The 16,765-nt window shown below is 43.7% G+C and carries 14 protein-coding genes; 8 read left to right on the plus strand and 6 right to left on the minus strand.

What is annotated here, in order from left to right; all coding sequences use genetic code 11:
• The first annotated feature begins 31 nt into the window (after positions 1–31).
• The 6 genes from F6K52_RS17160 (at position 32) to F6K52_RS17185 (ending at position 5,363) form a co-directional block, all read left to right on the plus strand.
• Positions 32–2,113: a CHASE2 domain-containing serine/threonine-protein kinase gene (locus F6K52_RS17160; protein WP_293079768.1), complete on the plus strand. Its 2,082-nt coding sequence runs from the start codon at positions 32–34 to the stop codon at positions 2,111–2,113.
• A 161-nt stretch (positions 2,114–2,274) separates the two neighbouring features.
• Entirely contained in the window at positions 2,275–2,937 is a 663-nt protein-coding gene (locus F6K52_RS17165) for a YggS family pyridoxal phosphate-dependent enzyme (RefSeq protein WP_293079771.1), read from the plus strand.
• 167 nt (positions 2,938–3,104) lie between these two features.
• A complete protein-coding gene (locus tag F6K52_RS17170; RefSeq protein ID WP_293079774.1) occupies positions 3,105–3,290 on the plus strand; it encodes a hypothetical protein in 186 nt (61 codons plus the stop codon).
• A gap of 76 nt (positions 3,291–3,366) precedes the next feature.
• Positions 3,367–3,972, plus strand: coding sequence for an IS607 family transposase (locus F6K52_RS17175; RefSeq protein WP_293079777.1), 606 nt, complete (start codon positions 3,367–3,369; stop codon positions 3,970–3,972).
• Positions 3,932–5,170, plus strand: coding sequence for a transposase (locus F6K52_RS17180; RefSeq protein ID WP_293079779.1), 1,239 nt, complete (start codon positions 3,932–3,934; stop codon positions 5,168–5,170). The genes F6K52_RS17175 and F6K52_RS17180 overlap by 41 nt, the downstream gene beginning before the upstream one ends.
• Positions 5,145–5,363, plus strand: coding sequence for a hypothetical protein (locus F6K52_RS17185; protein ID WP_293079781.1), 219 nt, complete (start codon positions 5,145–5,147; stop codon positions 5,361–5,363). Before F6K52_RS17180 ends, F6K52_RS17185 begins: the two co-directional genes overlap by 26 nt.
• A gap of 137 nt (positions 5,364–5,500) precedes the next feature.
• Here the strand turns inward: F6K52_RS17185 and F6K52_RS17190 are convergent, their stop codons facing one another.
• Positions 5,501–6,496 (minus strand): 2-hydroxyacid dehydrogenase, encoded by a 996-nt coding sequence (locus F6K52_RS17190; protein ID WP_293079783.1) that lies wholly within the window; start codon positions 6,494–6,496, stop codon positions 5,501–5,503.
• A gap of 387 nt (positions 6,497–6,883) precedes the next feature.
• A complete protein-coding gene (locus tag F6K52_RS17195; protein WP_293079786.1) occupies positions 6,884–7,051 on the minus strand; it encodes a hypothetical protein in 168 nt (55 codons plus the stop codon).
• Between the two features lie 48 nt (positions 7,052–7,099).
• Here F6K52_RS17195 and gap point away from each other — a divergent pair, with 48 nt between their 5' ends.
• The gene (gene gap, locus F6K52_RS17200; protein WP_293079789.1) at positions 7,100–8,116 is read left to right on the plus strand and encodes a type I glyceraldehyde-3-phosphate dehydrogenase; all 1,017 of its coding nucleotides are present in this window, start codon (positions 7,100–7,102) and stop codon (positions 8,114–8,116) included.
• 195 nt (positions 8,117–8,311) lie between these two features.
• Here the strand turns inward: gap and F6K52_RS17205 are convergent, their stop codons facing one another.
• Together F6K52_RS17205 and F6K52_RS17210 are read right to left on the minus strand one after the other, a co-directional pair.
• Entirely contained in the window at positions 8,312–9,949 is a 1,638-nt protein-coding gene (locus F6K52_RS17205; protein ID WP_293079793.1) for a hypothetical protein, read from the minus strand.
• Between the two features lie 471 nt (positions 9,950–10,420).
• The gene (locus F6K52_RS17210) at positions 10,421–12,298 is read right to left on the minus strand and encodes a DUF3370 family protein (protein ID WP_293079795.1); all 1,878 of its coding nucleotides are present in this window, start codon (positions 12,296–12,298) and stop codon (positions 10,421–10,423) included.
• Positions 12,299–12,499: 201 nt separating this feature from the next.
• On the opposite strand from F6K52_RS17210, the gene era reads away from it, so the two are divergent.
• Complete coding sequence (gene era, locus F6K52_RS17215) at positions 12,500–13,528, plus strand: GTPase Era (RefSeq protein WP_293079798.1); 1,029 nt, start codon at positions 12,500–12,502, stop codon at positions 13,526–13,528.
• Positions 13,529–13,719: 191 nt separating this feature from the next.
• On the opposite strand, the gene F6K52_RS17220 is transcribed toward era, so the two are convergent.
• Positions 13,720–14,286, minus strand: a complete 567-nt coding sequence (locus tag F6K52_RS17220; RefSeq protein ID WP_293079801.1) for a Uma2 family endonuclease — start codon at positions 14,284–14,286, stop codon at positions 13,720–13,722.
• Between the two features lie 109 nt (positions 14,287–14,395).
• Positions 14,396–16,765: DNA topoisomerase (ATP-hydrolyzing) subunit A (gene gyrA / locus F6K52_RS17225; protein ID WP_293079803.1), on the minus strand; the 2,370-nt coding region annotated here is incomplete at its 5' end.

The raw sequence follows: 16,765 nt of genomic DNA on the forward strand, positions 1-16,765 counted from the left end.
ACCACCCGATGAACGCTTTTTAGTAGTATAGGTGACTGAGCCAGATTTAAAAGACACAACCGCTCCGGGAGGGTCTTCAATCAAAGATGCTGTAATGTATGAGGTATTACAGAAGCTGGAGCAACATAAACCCGCCGTTATTGGTGTGGATATCTTTCGAGACAGTCCGGTAGAACCGGGTAATGCTGAATTTAATGAACTACTGCAAAGTAGCGATCGCATAATTCCAATTTGCTATCGGGGTCAATCAGAAGCATCCAGTGTTCCAGCCCCCCCAAAGATTTCTCAGCATCGTGTCGGGTTTGTTAATCTACTTGAAGACCCCGATGGAATCGTCCGGCGGGCTCCATTATATTTTGAGAATACCAGCATCCCAGGTTGCAGCACCAGATTATCATTTGGCTTTCAGTTAGCGCGAAGCTATTTGGAAAAGCGGGGAATCAAGCCCAAAAGCATCTCCCCAAAACAGATGAAGCTAGGTAAAACGGTCTATAGCAACATATCTCCTACAGTTGGAGGCTACCAAAAGGGAGATATGGGAGGCTACCAAATTTTATTGAATTACCGCTCTGCTGATGATATTGCTGAGACCGTTACCTTAAGTAAGGTGCTCAATGAGGAGATTGAACCGGACTTGGTCAAAGACCGGATTGTCCTAATCGGTATGAATGCTCCTAGTATTAAAAATGATGACTTCTTAACACCCTACAGTTTTGCTCAAAAAGACAGCAAGCATATGCAAGGAGTCATGATACATGGTCAAATCGTGAGTCAACTGCTCAGTGGCGCACTTGGAGACGGAAGAGGACAGTTTTGGTTTTGGTCTGAGTGGACAGAAGGCTTGTGGCTTTGGGGTTGGACACTAATAGGGGGCGTGTTAGTTGGGGTGAGCCGCAAAACTCGACATTTAGTACTGTCTGAGAGTATTGCTCTAGGTATTTTGCTCGGAACATCATACCTGCTATTGCTCAACTCAGGATGGATACCAGTGGTGGGACCTGCGTTGGCATTAATCCTTTCGGGTACTGGTGTAATGACTTACACCGGTTACAAGGCTAAACAGGAGAGCATAAAAGCAGAGCAAGAGCGCCGCAAAATTGAAGCAAAAGCTCAAGAACAGGAACAGAACTTAGCCTTGTTACAGGCGTTGTTGAAAGAACAAAACGAAACCATCTCCAGCACTAACACCAAAACTATACCGATACAAACCGATTTATCTCAAGAAGATGCCACAGCAATTTGGAACCCAACAGCTGGTGCAGACCCTGATAGTACATCGGTAGAGTACCGACCCGAACATAACCTCCTAGCGAGACGCTATAAAACCAAGCGTGTTCTTGGTTCAGGTGGGTTTGGTCTAATCCATCTAGCAGAAGATACTCAGCGACCTGGTTCACCCGAGTGTGTGGTCAAGCAATTGAAACCGGCTCGTAGCGATCCGCAATTCTTGAAAATTGCCAGACGCCTATTCCACACTGAAGCAGAAATATTAGAAATTTTGGGTAATCATTCACAGATTCCTCGACTACTAGCTTATTTTGAAGAAGATCAAGCATTTTACTTAGTCGAAGAATATATTCCCGGTCAGTCCCTTAGTGAGGAATTGCCAGTAGATAAACGGCTTGGAGTGAAGGAAGTAACGGATATCATAAAAGATATTTTAGAAATTCTAGTCTTTATCCATAAATACGGTGTGATCCACCGGGATATCAAACCTGGCAATATTATCCGTCGTCAAACGGATGGTAAACTGGTGCTAATTGACTTCGGAGCAGTTAAACAGATTAAAAGCCCAGACCAGAGTCAGGAAAACAATGCTACGGTTGCCATTGGCTCTCGCGGTTATGCCCCACCAGAGCAATTAGCGGGACACCCCAGTTTCAATAGTGATATTTATGCTATAGGTATGATTGGGATTCAAGGATTAACTGGCATTCGTCCCTATCAATTGCCCAATTCCCCAGAAACTGGTGAAGTGATCTGGCGTAATCTGGCAGATGTACCTGAAGAATTTGCCCAAATTATAGAAAAGATGGTGAGCTATCATTTCGCTGACAGATACAAGTCAGCTGAGGTAATCCTGCAAGATTTGTCCAAGGTGATTGGTGGGTGAAGCCATGGAGGAAAAAGCCAAGAGGGAAGACTATTGAAAAGGGAGCATTCCAATTTTGCCAATCCATCCCTAAAGTTAACGATAATACTAGGGTTTCAAAGAATAATTTAAAGTGTTATGTGCAAAAATGGGATGCTCCCATGGAAAAAATACCTTTAACTATGACTACACCTATTACTGATAATATCCAGCAGATTCGTCAACAGTTAAAGCCTAATATCCGTTTAATTGCAGTTAGCAAAACCGTATCTGTAGACAAAATGCGGGAAGCCTATGGTGCTGGAATTCGGGATTTTGGAGAAAATCGCTTGCAAGAGGCTTGCGCTAAGCAGGAACAGTTACAAGATTTAGAAGATATTTCCTGGCATTTTATCGGTCACTTACAAAAAAATAAAGCAAAACTTGCTGTTCAAACAATGGACTGGATCCATTCCGTTGATGATTTAAAATTAGCCCAGAGTTTAAATCGGCGAGCTAATGAGTTAGATAAACGACCTAAGGTTTGTTTACAAATCAAGATATTGCCCGATCCTAATAAATATGGTTGGTCTGTTGAGCAGTTATTAGAAACGTTGCCAGAATTAGAAGCTTGCGATTCCTTAGATATTCAAGGGCTAATGACGATTCTTCCCTTGGGGTTATCGGAAGCTGAAATTTTTGATGCATTTGTAGAAGTTGCTAAATTCAAGGAACAACTTAATCAAACAAGTCAGTTAAACTTAAAAGAAGTATCCATGGGAATGTCGGGAGATTATTTGCAAGCTATTAAAGCAGGGGCAACGATGATTCGTTTAGGTAGCAAGATTTTCGGCAAACGTCAATAATTATTGAGCATTTTTAATGGTATTTATCGGTGCGACCCCGGTCGAGTTTCCCGACAGGGTAAACGCGCACCAATAAATCGGTCAAATTGGCCAAATACTGCCAAATTGGCTAGCCTTACCATACCTAAGAGCACACAATCAAGGAGTTCGGAGTTGGATAGGAATAGGTGCTCGAAGAAATGTTGAACTTCAACTTAGTGGACTTGGAAACAAATACTACAAATACTAGTGCAACTGGTGTAATTCTCATAGGTGATAGTGGCAACGATACTCTGAGCGGTGGCTCACAGGATGATACCCTCAAAGATAGAGCTGGGGATGATCGTCTCAATGGTCGAGGAGTTGAGTCGTGATCAATAAAACTCCTGACAAAGCGTAACATTAATCGACATCTTGCCTTAGACTTAAAGAGTAGCTCTTTGGAGAACGATGTCAGTCAACTATGTTCCACCAAGAGTCGCTGCTCAAAGACTTGGAGTTTCAACGAGAACTCTCGAAAGATGGCTCGAAGCCTGGAAAATCAAAGGGATCAAGACGCCGGGAGGTCAAAGAAGATACGACTTGGATTCAGTTGTCTCTATTCGACCAGCCAAACCAAAAAGAGACATCATCTTATATGCCAGAGTTTCAAGCCGCTCTCAAAAGAGTGACCTTGAACAACAAGTACGCTTTCTTAAGTCTCGTTACCCCGGTTGTGAAGTCATCTTTGACATCGGGTCAGGACTCAACTTCAAAAGATTTGGACTACAATCCTTACTGGACAGAGTTCTCAGTAACACTTGCGAGCTTATTGTCGTTGCCCACAAAGATCGGCTTTGCCGCTTTGGGTTCGATCTTATCTCATGGCTGTGCGGCAAATTTGAGACAAAGATACTGGTTCTCGACGAAACGCACCTCAGCCCAGAACAGGAAATGGTCGAAGATATCCTTGCAATCGTCCACGTCTTTAGTTGCCGACTCTATGGACAATGGAAGTACAAAAAACGAATCCTTGATGACAGCGAGTTACCGAGTTTATCCAGTAAAGGAACTTGAGAAGATCTGGAAGAAGTGGGTTGCCGCCTCTCGAAAGGTCTACAACATATCTATTGATTATCTAAACAGAGAACAAGGCTATGTTAAGACTACCAAGAAGGGAGGGAAGCACGGATTTAGGACTTTTTTAAAAAGTTCTGGATTAATTCCTCAATGGTGCATTGATCTAGGTATATCAAAACTTTTAGACAATGCGTCAATGGAAGCTTACACCGCCTGGAAGGAGACGAAAAAACAGCCACAGTACATTGGTATTGGGAAAAAAAGAAAACTTAACCCTGACAGGGGAAGAAAACTAGCCAGGTTTAGGAGTATTCGCGATCAAACCGCTACTCTAAAGTTCGATCCTACAGCCTATAAAAATGGCCACTGGATGGTTTCGTCTACAAAACATCTACCATTACCAGAATTCAAGGGACACAACTATTGTGTACTGACTAAGGGATCTACTGAATTGACCTTCAACAAAGGTAGGTGGTTTGCTCACTTCCCTGTGCCTCTAAGGACTGAACCAACAATAACCGAGAAAATTATTGCCTTAGATCCGGGGGTCCGCACTTTCGTAACAGGATTTGATGGTTCGGATTTTTTAGAGTTCGGAAATGGTGATTTTAGCTTTATAGCCAAGCTTTGTAGTCATCTCGACCAAATAAAGTCAAAGCATGACAAAGTCAAAGGGAGGAAATTCAAGAGGCTACGTTACAAGCTCAGGAAAGCCATGGAACGCCAACGGACTAGAATAAAAAACCTGCGTTCTGAGATTCATAAACAAGTAGCGTCTTATCTAGCCAGAAACTACGACATTATTGTTCTGCCTACTTTTGAGACTTCTCAGATGGTAGCTAAAAAGAGGAGGAAGTTAAGGAGTAAAACTGCTCGCGCGATGATGAGTTGGGCATTCTACCAATTCTCGCAGACTTTAGGGCATTTGTGTAACCGGTACGGTTCCAAACTCGTAAGAATAACTGAGGAATACACCTCAAAGACCTGCACAAAATGCGGACACATCCATAGGAAACTTGGATCCTCCAAGAATTTTAAATGTCCCAAATGTGGGTATGAAATCCATAGAGATTTCAATGGAGCCGTGGGGATTTTCCTCAAGGCGATGTGGGATACCACCTTTACCGATCACGTCGGTGATGTTGTACTAGATGTCTTAAATGTCGAAGATGTCGCGGTTAAAAGTATCAGATAGGATTGAAATTGTTAGTTTTGGGGAACTTGATATTGATCAAATCTCCTACAATAAAAGTACAGGTGCTCTGTCCTTTGAAGAACAACAATTTGCTCAACTACAAGCAGGTCTTGATTTCAGTCCAGAGCAGCATATTGATTTACAAGTCTTCCCTCCTCGTTCCTTTGTTGGCCCTCCTCCTAGTGCGTTTTAGGCCAATTAATTTAGTAATTGGTAATTGATAATTGGTAATTAGATTAGGACTACCAATTACTAAAATTTTGATTGAATTTTGCCGAGGTCACTAGTTGTTAAGGTTTGGGATTCAAGCTGATTTAAGATTATTTCCTATTAATTAAGAATAATTTTATTCGGACAAGGAAGACCTTTTTCAAAGTTAGTAATATTAGATAGGGTAGTTTCAGCAATGTTATCGAGGGCATTTTCAGTGAAGAAAGCTTGATGAGCAGTAATGATTACATTAGGGAACGTGAGTAAACGTTCAAAAATATCATCTTGAATGACTTCATTGGACAAATCCTCAAAAAACAAGGCAGATTCTCCCTCATAGACATCCAAAGCGAGATAGCCAATTTTCTTGGATTTCAGGGCACCGATAATGGCTTTGGTATCAATCAATCCCCCTCGGCTAGTATTAATTAGCATCACACCTGGTTTCATCTGCTCTACAGCTTCGGAATTAATCAGATGATAGTTTTCAGGAGTTAAGGGACAGTGTAGGGTGACAATATCAGAGATAGAAAATAGTTCAGCTAGCTCTACATACTTGACCCCTAAAGCTTGACACTCCGGGTTTGGATAGGGATCATATGCCACTAATTGACACCCCATACCAGTGAGAATTTGGGCTACGATAACACCAATTTTACCAGTTCCCACAATGCCTACAGTTCGACCATGCATATCGAATCCCAAGAGTCCATCTAGGGAAAAATTTCCTTCTCGTACTCGAGAATAAGCACGATGTATCTTGCGATTCAGGGCTAGCATTAAGCCAATGGTATGTTCAGCGATCGCATAAGGGGAGTAAGCCGGAACACGCACTACTGTCATGTCCAATTCTGTCGCTTTTGTGACATCGACATTATTAAAACCAGCGCAGCGTAGAGCAATCAGACGAGTTCCCTGTTGCGCCAGCTTTTCCAACACTTGTCCGTTGAGGGTATCATTGACAAAAACGCATACTGCTGAACATCCTGATGCCAAAATAGTCGTTTGAGTATCGAGGTGCGGTTCAAAAAAAGTTAATTCATGACCATATTGGGAATTAACAGCTTCCAGAAACTGTCGGTCATAGACTTTGGTACTAAAGACAGCGACTTTCATAGACCTAATTTCAAAACCAGCTTAATTAAATTTTAGATAAAAATTTAAAGACTAGATTTAAAGAAAAAGTTAATTCTCTGGTAAGCATTTAACAGTAAGCTATCAGCGGTTATGTATAGCACTACCCATTAAGGTGTTTGACATTCTTAAACTCTGAAACGTGAGTCATAGCTTAGTTCTGACTTATGACTTCTGACTTATGACTTCTGACTTGCGCGTAGCGCTATAAAGGCTTACCTTCTATTTTATTTCTGTAAAGTTTAAAACAGAGCAGTGGAAAAAATTAACAGCAATTACCACAGTCTTAAATTAAGTTAAAGGATTAACAAATAATGAGTAGAATGAGCTATAAACAATAGCTTGGATGCCTAAGCAAAAATCATTGATTCACATCTGGTTGCTTTGCAATCCGTTCATGATAGTTTTGATGCTCCCAGCTGTCAACATGAAAGGAAGAATTAATCTTCCCGATTGGATGACATTGTTTTGATGCAGAAAGCGAATGGGAGTTTCTCCAAGACCGTAATGGTGCGTTTTCCGTGATGGCGTTCGCATCGCTATCGACAAACGCAAATTTGTAAACCTCTTAAAGGAGATTTGTCCATGGCAACTGTCAAAGTGGGTATCAATGGATTTGGTCGTATCGGACGACTCGTATTTCGTGCTGCCCTCAACTACCCAGAAATCGAAGTGCTGGGCATTAATGACCTAGTTCCACCACAGACTATCGCCTATTTACTCAAATACGACTCAACCCATGGTCGTTTCAAGGGTACCGTAGAAGCTGAAGCTGATGGAATTGTGGTCAATGGCAAGAAAATCCCCTGTGTGTCAATTAAAAACCCAGAGGAACTGCCTTGGACGAAACTCGGTGTGGAATATGTAGTAGAATCTACTGGTCTATTTACCACCTATGATGGGGCATCTAAGCATTTAGAAGCAGGAGCGAAGCGGGTGGTAATCTCTGCTCCGACTAAAAACCCTGATTTGGTTCCCACCCTGTTGATGGGTGTCAATCACGATACCTATGACCCCGGTAAAGATAGTATTGTTTCCAATGCCAGTTGCACGACTAACTGTCTTGCTCCCATTGCTAAAGTGATTAATGACAATTTTGGGCTAGCGGAAGGGTTAATGACTACGGTCCATGCCATGACTGCTACCCAGCCAACGGTAGATGGTCCAAGTAAGAAAGACTTTCGGGGGGGGCGAAGTGCTGCTCAAAACATTATCCCCGCTTCTACGGGTGCGGCCAAAGCTGTAACGCTAGTGTTACCGGAACTGAAAGGTAAACTTACGGGGATGGCATTACGGGTACCAACACCGGATGTATCAGTGGTAGATTTGACCTTCAGGACTCAAAAGGCAACCAGCTACCCAGAGATTTGTGCAGCAATGAAGGCAGCGTCAGTTGGGGCGATGAAAGGAATTTTGGGCTATACAGAGGAGCCAGTAGTGTCCACCGATTTTCAAGGCGACCCTCATTCAAGCATTTTCGATGCTGGAGCAGGAATGGAACTTAATTCTAATTTCTTTAAAGTTGTCTCTTGGTACGACAATGAGTGGGGTTACTCTAACCGGATGATTGACCTAATCTTATCTATGGCAACTAAAGGTTAGGTCGCGGGTAGCAGCTAGCGCAGGGAAAGGAAAAGTCAGTAACTACTTTCCCTGACTAGAAACTCGAGAAGGGGAAGAGGCAGAACAGACTGGAAGATACCCCAAGTTGGGAAAGAGCAAACTTTCTCGTCTCCCAAAAATAATAAAGCAGATGCGGACGCGTCCGCATCTGCTGACTCGGTTTGAGTTAATAAATTATTGCTGATTAAGTAAAGGAAAGTATTTTCCTTTCCGATACTCCCAAGTGATGCCCTCGGGATCCCGAGAGCGACTCCACTGGCTGAAGTTTGGGTCAGTGCGCATCCTCTTGAGTAACCTATCCCCACAACGGAAGCGATCGCAGAGCTTTTTGACACTGTAGGGTTCTAGTGAAATCCCCTGGGATGACCCATTAGTGGTGGCAGTAGTCTCCTCGATCTCAGGTTCAAAGGTGGCTGCTGATTCTTGATTAACCTGATTAAGCGGATCAACTAAAGGAAAGTATTTTCCTTTCCGATACTCCCAAGTGATGCCCTCGGGATCCCGAGTGCGACTCCACTGGCTGAAGTTTGGGTCAGTGCGCATCCTCTTGAGTAACCTATCCCCGCACCGGAAGCGATCGCATATCTGTTTGACACTGTAGGGTTTTACTAAAAAACCTTGGGATAACCCATTACTAGTGGGAGTAGTCTCCTCGATCTCAGGTTCAAAGGTATCTGATGATTCTTGATTAACCTGATTAACCTGATCAACTAAAGGAAAATATTTTCCTTTCCGATACTCCCAACTGATGCCCTCGGGATCCCGAGAACGACTCCACTGGCTGAAGTTTGGGTCCGTGCGCATCCTCTTGAGTAACCTGTCCCCACACCGGAAGCGATCGCATATCTGTTTGACACTGTAGGGTTCTACTAAAAAACCTTGGGATAACCCATTAGTAGTGGGAGTAGTCTCCTCTATTTCAGGTTCAAAGGTGTCTGATGATTCTTGATTAACCTGATTAAGCTGATCAACTAAAGGAAAATATTTTCCTTGCCGATACTCCCAACTGATGCCCTCGGGATCCCGAGAGCGACTCCACTGGCTGAAGTTTGGGTCCGTGCGCATCCTCTTGAGTAACCTGTCCCCGCACCGGAAGCGATCGCAGATCTGTTTGACACTGTAGGGTTTTACTAAAAAACCTTGGGATAACTCATTACTAGTGGGAGTAGTCTCCTCGATCTCAGGTTCAAAGGTGTCTGATGATTCTTGATTAACCTGATTAAGCTGATCAACTAAAGGAAAATATTTTCCTTGCCGATACTCCCAACTGATGCCCTCGGGATCCCGAGAGCGACTCCACTGGCTGAAGTTTGGGTCCGTGCGCATCCTCTTGAGTAACCTATCCCCGCACCGGAAGCGATCGCACATCTTCTTCACACTGTAGGGTTCTACTAAAATCAGCTCTGATGAAGATTTAGCAGGAGTAATCTTCTTTGTAATCTTCTTGTCTGTCTTAGTTCCAGAGGTAGCTGATGGAAATGGTGTGGTGACCTCGTCAGCTGGGAGAGCTTCGACGATATAATCTGCCAGCGGCACCTCCTGGCTGTAAACCCCTTTAGTTGTGTGATACTTGATGATGCTTTCCCCGCTAAACCAATCTAGGGCTGTCCTCACAAAAAGCCATCCAGCTTGGGGAGACTTCTCCAGACATACTGGTGTCTTCTGGCCATTGGTAAGATTAACCAAATTGTGTGTTGGCTTGAACATCCCCTTTTCGGGTATATACAGCTCATCTTGCTGACGTTTTCGTCTCGGACTACATTCGAGACAGTATTTAGGAGGCTTACCAGGATAGCACTCACGAGTAGTCATATGATTGCATTTTGGGCAAAAAAAGGTAACTGGACGGGTATGAATCGTACGAGTGTGAGCACGGACGATAAAAGTTTGAGAAGGCATAAGTGGTCAAGGTATCAATAGTTATCTAGCAACAGTTCTCAAGGAAGCTGAGTGTGATATAGTTGTTCTGGTGACGACACCAATTCTAGGTATATCCCTAGACACTGGCTGCCGTAACTAGATCATCTCTATCATCTAGAGTAAGCATTTCTGCTGGTTTGATGATCTTAGGCAAAACTTCGTCAGCAATAACTAAACTCCTAAATAGTTAATACTGATCGCTTTTGCTGGCATCAGCTATTTTTGATAAAGTTCAGTATGCTGCTAACGTTAAACAATAGCAGATTCAGGCTAAATTCGTCAGACTACTAGAATCGAGCTCAATATTTGATCGTGCGATCGCAAAATTGCGACCTTGTATTTGTGAGCCGATTTCCAACGCTTCTAACCCTCCAAAGTCCGAACTGTCAGCACCTGGGGTGGTGTCGAATCCGGGGGATACAGAAAATCCACCTCTAGCTGCCTAACTTCTTCAGGGGCTAAATTCAACGTCACCAATGGATGCCCTGGCTGTCCTCGTCGCTGCACTAAATGCACATAGCGCGTCTGAGCCTTTCGATCATCATCATCATAATTTATTCTGAGTGTACCCCGAAAGAACACGTTTTTAACCAGTGGGTTCAAAAACAGCAGTCGATCAGTACCCCCCTCATCCTTCAATGGCGTTTGCAGCGATACCGTCACCGTTTGGGGTTGATTAGTAGTATTCTTCAATGGCAAAGTTAGATTGTATTCTACCCCATAATTACTGTGAGCAAAGTAAGCCGTATCGGGATAGCGCCTTAACATCGGAGCACTTTGAATTTGCCCTGTACTCAGAGTAATCAGATGTAGAGTCCCCAGCACATAAGAAAACCCCTGCCCAAGCTGAGGAATACTCAAATAGTTAACATTTGGATTATCTTGAATCAGCACTTGCCATTGAGAACCTTGGGAAACACCAGCCACCCGACCAAACACCGTCGGTTCTTGAGGTGGTTCCAGAGGAGTGGGTATCGGTCCACGGGGTTGAGCTAAGCTACCCGTATCCAGTAAGTTTTGCCATTCTGCTACCGTAGGTTCTCGATAAATCCCATTGCCATCACGAGGGGCTTTCATCGCTAAGTTAGCCAAATACACCATTCCATCACTCCGTAAGCGCATCATGGTAGAACGACCATTGGAAGCTGGTGCTCGTTTAACTGGAATTGGCTGATTCATTAACATCTGGCTTTGTTTTGCCTTCAGCACCAGTTTGGCGGGAAATATTTCTTGGATAATTCCCCTGAGTACATCATTCATCGTACGACTGCCAGGACCAGCATAGACTGTACCGTTGGGATTATCGACCATATCCGGCAACGAGATAAATGGTGCATCTGGGGTAGACAGATAACTCGCCCCTTGCAAGACGTCCACTGTAACAGGTGTGTCATTGGGATTATAAACTATTAATCCTTGGTAAAGGGGATGGGTTTCGGCCTGAGTCTCTGCTCTAGCAATATGGTGGGTAAAGATATCAAACCGTCCATTAAAGCCATAGTCAAGGTGGGCTGAAGGAACTTGTTTCCCTTCCGGTGGAAACGTAGACAGCAAAATTCCCTCACTTCTGACTAGTTCTGGACTATTGCTATTAAAGACAGGCACCTGATCCAATTGCCCTGGTAAACTACGAACATCATCAGGAGAAACGTCCACTCCAGCAATATACTGAGGTGGGACAGCATAGATGTTTAACGCCCGACACAGCAAAGCCGCTACTTCACCACGGGTAGCACTCTGATTTGGCTTGACCTGTTTGATATTGGGATAGTTAACCACAATAGTATTAATTGCTGCGGATGCGATCGCATTTTTAGCATACTGGGGAATCTGGGTAGCATCAGTAAAATACCGTCTGATAGTTCCATCGGGATCTGACGGGATAGGGAAATTCTTTGCTCCTGCTAAGACCGCGATCGCTTGCACTCGTGAAATCGACTCATTCGGTTTAAATCGTCTGCCAGGATAGCCCGAAAAAAATCTCCGCTTGTAGGCATCTTGAATCACATTTTTGGCCCAATGATTACTAGGTACGTCCAGAAAACGAATACCACCTCGTTGAATCGGCGCTGAGGGAAACGCATTCAGCATTAAGACGGCAAACTCAGCACGGGTAATTCTAGAATTAGGACGAAATTTACCATCCGGGTAACCACTGACCAACTTACGCTCTCGCAGTTGGTCTATACAATCTCTAGCCCAATGATTTTCCAGGTCAGGGAAAGTAGCGGTATTGGTCATCAGTAGTATTTAGTCTACACTGCTTTAGTGTGGGCAACTAACTTGTAATTTTTTACTTCAAGCCCACGATCAGTTCTATTTCTGATATTGTTGCTCAATTAACCGGGGTGTTATCCCCTGTAACAACATCCTCAACATAGTCCCTATCTACGTTGGTAACATACATTTAATAATAAAACAATAAAAATTACGATTGGTTCAATGACTGACAATTCTCAAATCCAAGACCAACAAAACTCTGAAGAGGATTCGACCATAGACTCTTCCCAAGATAACCTAGAGGAAAAAGTTATCAAGCCATCAGTTATAGAAACTATTCCGGTTGCTCCAGAGGGCTTTAAGTCTGGCTTTGTGGCGATTGTGGGACGCCCGAATGTGGGAAAATCAACACTGATGAATAAACTGGTAGGGCAAAAAATTGCCATCACTTCGCCCGTGGCTCAAACTACCCGAAATCGGCTGCGAGGTATCTTGACCACACCGCAAGCTCAGTTGATTTTTGTGGATACGCCAGGGATTCACAAACCTCATCATCAACTGGGTAAGGTATTGGTAAAAAATGCCCAAATAGCCATTGAGTTAGTGGATGTGGTGCTTTTGGTGGTGGATAGTACAGTAGAGGCGGGAGGAGGCGATCGCTTTATTGTTGATCTACTGAGTAATACTAAGACACCAGTAGTTTTTGGTGTTAACAAATCAGATATACAACCTCGCCAGAGTAGGGGAAAATCAATCGATGCTAGTTACGCTAAACTAGCTACTGCTCAAGGCTGGGAATTCGTCAAATTTTCTGCCCTAACAGGTAATAACTTAGACCTATTGCAGCAGAAATTAATTGAATGCTTAGAACCAGGGCCATATTATTATCCCCCTGACTTCTTAACCGACCAGCCAGAACGGTTTATCATGGGGGAATTGATTCGAGAACAAATCTTACTCCTAACTCGTGAGGAAGTGCCACACTCGGTTGCTATTACTATTGATTTAGTGGAGGAGCAACCAAAAATTACCCGTATTTTTGCTACGATTAATGTAGAGAGAGACTCCCAAAAAGGGATTTTAATTGGCAAAAAGGGTACTATGCTCAAACAAATTGGGACTGCGGCTCGTCAACAACTTCAAAAGTTAGTTGCTGGTCAAGTTTACCTGGAATTGTTTGTAAAAGTAAAACCGAAATGGCGACAATCTCGCTTACGGTTATTAGAGTTGGGATATCGGGTGGAGAAGTAATAGTAATTACGCTATTATATAGCAATTATTATACCCATGAGGTACAAATTTTTAGGTTTTAGGTTTTAGGTTTTAGGTTTTAGGTTTTAGGTTTTAGGTTTTAGGTTTTAGGTTTTAGGTTTTAGGTTTTAGGTTTTAGGTTTTAGGTTTTAGGTTTTAGGTTTTAGGGAGCAGAGACCAGGGAGCTTAGTCTAAGCTGCCAATACTTGTTCAACTGTCAAAGCTAACTCAGGAAATGTTTGTGATTCAATCTTTTGATTTCCTGTAAATTCTGTCAAATCATAAAACCCATCAACTAAACGCAAAACCGAGACCTTAGACTTAATTGGATCAACAATCCAATATTCAGGCACTTCCCGCACTGCGTATTCAGAACGCTTGTAGCGGTAATCATCTTGGGGATTACCTGCACTGACAATTTCTACTGCTAGTAGTGGTGCTGATTCCAGCACCGCTGATGACATGGAACGGATAGCTTGCCGCTGACTTTCTGAGATAATGACTAAATCAGGAATTCTAGATTTATTCTCAGCTATGCGAACCCCAAGATTACCAGGCATAACCACCCAATCTAAACTAACCCTCTCAATTTCTTTATCAAATTGCTTGAATAAAAAAAGCATAATCAGGGCATGTAGTCCACTAGCAGGTGGAATAGCAATAAGCTCTCCATTAACAAGCTCATACTTGGAGTCAGTGTCATCATGGTAGGAAAGATACTCTTCAAATGTGTAAAACTTTTTGGCAGTTTGAATCATTTGATTTGCCTCCTAGAGCACCGGTTTATTAGTTTAGTTAAGGTGGGTTTTGTAGACGGTTAACCGTCAACCGTCTACAAAAACTTATTGTAGGTTCACTTCTAGTGGCCTATTTTTCTGAATCTACTGACTGTTCCTGCTTTGCGATTTCCTGCTCTTCGGTTTGTGGCTCTTCGATTTCCGGCTCTTCGATTTCTTGCTCTTGATCTGAAATGGGGACCAAAGCAACCGCTGCGATCGCATCTTCGTCATCTAACTTTTGCACTCTGACCCCAGTTGCCATCCGGGATTGAGGAGAAATAGCATCAACAGCTTGACGAATGATAATCCCTCGACTAGTGACTATCATCAATTCATCCCCTTCATTAACTACCTGTAGGGCTGCCAGTTGGTCTTTGGGTAAACGGAATTTGGTTGAGCGAACTCCCATACCCGCACGGTTTTGTAGCCGGAATTGGGATACCGGTACCCGCTTGCCATAGCCTCCCATGGTAACAATTAATACCCAAGGACCCTGAGCAGCTGTTTCCACCATCTCAGAATCACTAAGGTCTTCTGTCTCTTCCTCTGAATCCTCAGTAGCAGCTAGACTAGCGATGATTTGACCGGACAAAATATCCATACCGATTAATTCATCATCACCCTTGAGTTTCATAGCCTTAACTCCTCTGGTCGCACGACCAAGGGGGCGGAGTTGATCATTGTCACACTTGAAGTGAATTGCCATGCCATGACGAGACCCAATTATGATGCTGTCTTCTTGCCTAGCACGAAGTACCCACCTCAACTGGTCTCCTTCCCCAAGGGAAATAGCAATTAATCCATTTGCCCGAATTTTGCTGAAAGCATCTAGAGCAGTTTTCTTGATGTAACCCTTATGGGTTAACATGACTAGATATTCATCATCTGTAAATTCAGATACCGGTACAATAGATGTAATTTTTTCTTCGTGGGGAATGGGTAACATCTGCACAATCGGTACCCCCCTAGCGGTGCGAGATGCAGCGGGGATTTGGTAGGCACGCAGAGAGTAGACTACACCGCGATCGCTAAAAAATAAAATGCTATCGTGGTCGCAGCAAGTGAAGAAATGCTCTACCTCATCATCATCTTTGATCCTGGCAGCAGCTTTACCACGAGTTGCCCGAGCTTGAGCTCTAAACTCATCCACAGGCATGCGTTTGATATACCCTTGCTCAGTCAGCAGAATCACAGCTTTTTCATTAGCAATCAGGTCAGTATCATCCAGTTCCCCTTCAACCTGTTGAATTTGTGTGCGGCGTGGTGTGGCAAAGCTCTGTTTCAGTTGCTGGGCTTCAGTTTCAATAATCTCCAGGATGCGACTTCGGCGAGCTAGGATATCCCGTAAATCCGCAATCCTAACTTGTAATTCCTCATGCTCAGCTTGAATCTTTTGGGCTTCCAAAGCAGTCAGACGGCGCAGCTGCATTTGCAAAATAGCATCAGCTTGGGCTTCAGATAAACTAAATTCTGTAACTAATTGTCCTCGTGCTGTAGTCGTATCCGCCGCCCCCCGAATCACCGCAATCACAGCATCTAAGCTATCTAGGGCAATTAGTAACCCTTGCAGTAAATGATCCCGTTCCTCAGCTTTGCGCAATTGATATTGAGTCCGTCGGGTAATGGTTTCAATGCGGAAATCTAGGAAAACGTTTAAGAACTGCTTTATGGTCAGCAATTGGGGTTCATTGCCCACCAGGGCTAGCATATTTGCTCCAAAATTGCTTTGGAGGGGGGTTTGCTTGTAGAGATTGTTCAGGACAACTTTGGGATAAGCATCGCGCTTTAGTTCTATTACGATGCGCATGCCATTGCGATCGCTTTCATCCCGAATATCGGAAATGCCATCAATGCGCTTATCATTAACCAATTCAGCAATCTTTTCGATTAAGCTGGCCTTATTAGTTTGGTAAGGTAGCTCAGTAATAATAATGGCTTCCTTGTCTGGACGACCTCGTTGCCCAATCGTTTCAATTTCTGCCACACCTCGCATGGTTATAGAACCCCTACCACTCGTGTAAGCATCTTTAATACCCGATGTGCCTAAAATCTGTGCGCCAGTGGGGAAATCTGGACCAGGGATATACCGCCTTAACTCCTTATCAGTGATTTCGGGATTATGGATCACGCCAACTAAGCCATCCACCAACTCTCCCAGGTTATGAGGGGGGATATTGGTTGCCATACCCACAGCAATCCCCGATGAGCCGTTGAGTAGTAATTGGGGAATCCGTGCCGGTAAGACAGTCGGTTCTTGTTGGGAACCGTCAAAGTTATCAACAAAGTCTACAGTTTCTGACTCAATGTCCCGGAGTAGGGCATTGGTAGCGATCGCTTGCAAGCGGCACTCTGTGTAACGCATTGCCGCTGGGGGGTCGTTGTCTACTGAGCCAAAATTTCCATGACCATTAATTAGAGGCGATCGCATGGAGAAATCCTGAGCCATCCGCACCAAAGC

Origin of the sequence: Moorena sp. SIO3H5 (assembly GCF_010692395.1) — a bacterium.
Taxonomy (GTDB): domain Bacteria; phylum Cyanobacteriota; class Cyanobacteriia; order Cyanobacteriales; family Coleofasciculaceae; genus Moorena.